Annotated in this window: 3 protein-coding genes; all 3 read right to left on the bottom strand. The window is 43.5% G+C overall.

The features are described from left to right. Nucleotides 1–65: 65 nt before the first annotated feature. The 3 genes from B9J84_RS06765 to lipB all read right to left on the bottom strand — a co-directional run bounded on the left by B9J84_RS06765 (nucleotide 66) and on the right by lipB (nucleotide 2,166). Entirely contained in the window at nucleotides 66–392 is a 327-nt protein-coding gene (locus B9J84_RS06765; RefSeq protein ID WP_013857344.1) for a hypothetical protein, read from the bottom strand. Nucleotides 393–538: 146 nt separating this feature from the next. Continuing rightward, the gene (lipA, locus tag B9J84_RS06760; protein WP_013857343.1) at nucleotides 539–1,507 is read right to left on the bottom strand and encodes a lipoyl synthase; all 969 of its coding nucleotides are present in this window, start codon (nucleotides 1,505–1,507) and stop codon (nucleotides 539–541) included. 5 nt (nucleotides 1,508–1,512) lie between these two features. Further along, nucleotides 1,513–2,166: a lipoyl(octanoyl) transferase LipB gene (gene lipB / locus B9J84_RS06755; RefSeq protein WP_094123817.1), complete on the bottom strand. Its 654-nt coding sequence runs from the start codon at nucleotides 2,164–2,166 to the stop codon at nucleotides 1,513–1,515. Nucleotides 2,167–2,255: the final 89 nt, after the last annotated feature.

Below are 2,255 nucleotides of genomic sequence, written 5' to 3'. Positions count from 1 at the left end.
TTATTTATTTTATTGAGCGCCAATAAGAAGAAGTGGCCTCTCGCTGTTGAATGTGCTCTGCAGAACTATTTTGCAATGCTGAGCAATGTGCCTGACTTACATTGAAAAGAGTAATATTTAGTGCTCTCGTTAAATTTGCCTAAACCTTCACCATCACAATACTCAATATTAATATTGCGCATAGTATCAAGTGTCTTTTCGCTATTTAAGGCAAACTTAGAGCCGTCAGCGCAGACAATACGAACGCGGCCATCATCACTCACAGAGTAAATGTTGACTTCAGTATTACAAAGCTCAAAGGAGGCTTCACGATAGTTATCTTGCTGAGTATTAGACGCACAACCGGCCATTAAAGTGGCTGTAACAAGTGCTAATGTACTGATCGTTTTCATATTAATAAATCCCTAGCTTTGTTATCTATTTTCTATGTCGTTAGCCTATAGAACATAGAATCAATATTCAAGCTTCAATCATTAACCGAGCAGAGTCTCAAAAACCGATGAGTGAACATCGGCTTGATTGAACTTGTGCTGTGTGGTTATTTCACTTCTAGCCCTTTGGCTTGCATATCCGCATGATAGGAGGAACGTACGAACGGGCCACAGGCGGCGTGAGTAAATCCAAGCTCTAGTGCGATCTCTTTAAGTTCGTCAAATTCAGACGGTGGAACGTAGCGTTCAACTGGCAGGTGATGGCGACTCGGTGCTAAATATTGACCAAGAGTAAGCATTGTGACGTCGTGAGCTCGAAGATCTTTCAATACTTCCACGATCTCTTCTTTTGTTTCACCAAGCCCCATCATGATGCCTGATTTGGTAGGGATACTTGGATGTTGTTGCTTGAATTTCTTCAACAGTTCCAGTGACCATTTATAGTTTGCCCCAGGACGCGCCTTACGATATAGGCGTGGTGCAGTTTCTAAGTTGTGGTTAAACACATCCGGTGGGTTATCTTTGAGTAGTTCAAGGGCGATATCCATTCGGCCACGAAAATCCGGTACTAACGTTTCGATACGGATCTCTGGGTTTAATGCTCGAATTTCACGGTTACAGTCGGCAAAATGTTGGGCACCACCATCACGTAGGTCATCACGGTCAACTGAGGTGATAACCACGTATTTCAACTTCATATCCTTAATGGTTTGCGCCAGTTTTTGTGGTTCGTTTGTCTCTGGGGCATTTGGCCGTCCATGAGCAACGTCACAAAATGGGCACCGCCTTGTACAGATGGCGCCTAAAATCATAAAGGTGGCGGTTCCGTGGTTAAAGCATTCTGCTAGGTTAGGGCAAGACGCTTCTTCACACACCGAATGGAGATTATTTTTACGCATTGCCGATTTGATCTCTTGGATGCGTTGGCTATCACTCGGCAGCTTAATTTTCATCCACTCGGGCTTACGCAAAACTTCTTTTTGTTCGGCGGCTGGCATATTTTTTACAGGAATTAATGCCATCTTATCAGCGTCGCGGTATTTAACGCCTTTTTCCATTTGGATCGGTTTGCTCATGCTTTTTACCTTTGAAGAGGTGCTTCTGTGCTGAATTCTACTTGCTCGTAAGCCAATATGTTAACGAGTTCTATTATAAGTTGTTTTTCTACGGTTTGTAGTTCTGTCGGGCCGCCCAGTTCACTGACTTGGGCCATTTCTAAACCCTGATAGCCACAAGGGTTAATGCGTAGGAAAGGGGAGAGATCCATGTTGACGTTTAGCGCTAAACCATGAAACGAACAACCTTTACGGATCCGTAACCCAAGAGAGCAGATTTTTTTCCCTTTGACATAGACACCAGGGGCATCCGATTTTGCAACTGAGTCAATACGGTATGCTTGCAAGGTATTGATCACGATCTGTTCAATTTTGGTCACTAACTCTCTTACACCTAATTTTTTGCGGCGCAAATCGATCAAGAAATAAGCCACCAGTTGGCCTGGACCATGGTAGGTAACTTGGCCGCCTCGGTCACTTTGTACCACTGGAATATCGCCAGTATTGAGAAGATGCTCAGCTTTACCTGCTTGGCCTTGGGTAAAAACTGGTTGATGCTCGACAAGCCAAACCTGATCCTGTGTGCTTTCGGTTCTTGTATCGGTAAATTCATGCATAGCTTCCCATACAGGAAGGTATTCTTGGCGACCCAGACGTTTTACAACAAGCGAATTTAACATCAGCGTGACTCATCTACCGTATAAATAAAGTTTTTGGATTATAAACTTCTTCCAGCGAATGGACTACTAATGAGGACGATAAATTTGTC

Origin of the sequence: Vibrio sp. V03_P4A6T147 (assembly GCF_002241085.1) — a bacterium.
GTDB lineage: Bacteria > Pseudomonadota > Gammaproteobacteria > Enterobacterales > Vibrionaceae > Vibrio > Vibrio anguillarum.
The sequence above is the reverse complement of the archived record's forward strand: the minus strand, read 5'-3'. Positions and strand labels throughout refer to the sequence as shown.

What these genes read in the sequence shown, in the direction of transcription:
- lipB (WP_094123817.1), bottom strand. Translation starts at nt 2,166, where the DNA reads ATGTTAAATTCGCTTGTTGTAAAACGTCTGGGTCGCCAAGAATACCTT.
- lipA (WP_013857343.1), bottom strand. Translation starts at nt 1,507, where the DNA reads ATGAGCAAACCGATCCAAATGGAAAAAGGCGTTAAATACCGCGACGCT.
- B9J84_RS06765 (WP_013857344.1), bottom strand. Translation starts at nt 392, where the DNA reads ATGAAAACGATCAGTACATTAGCACTTGTTACAGCCACTTTAATGGCC.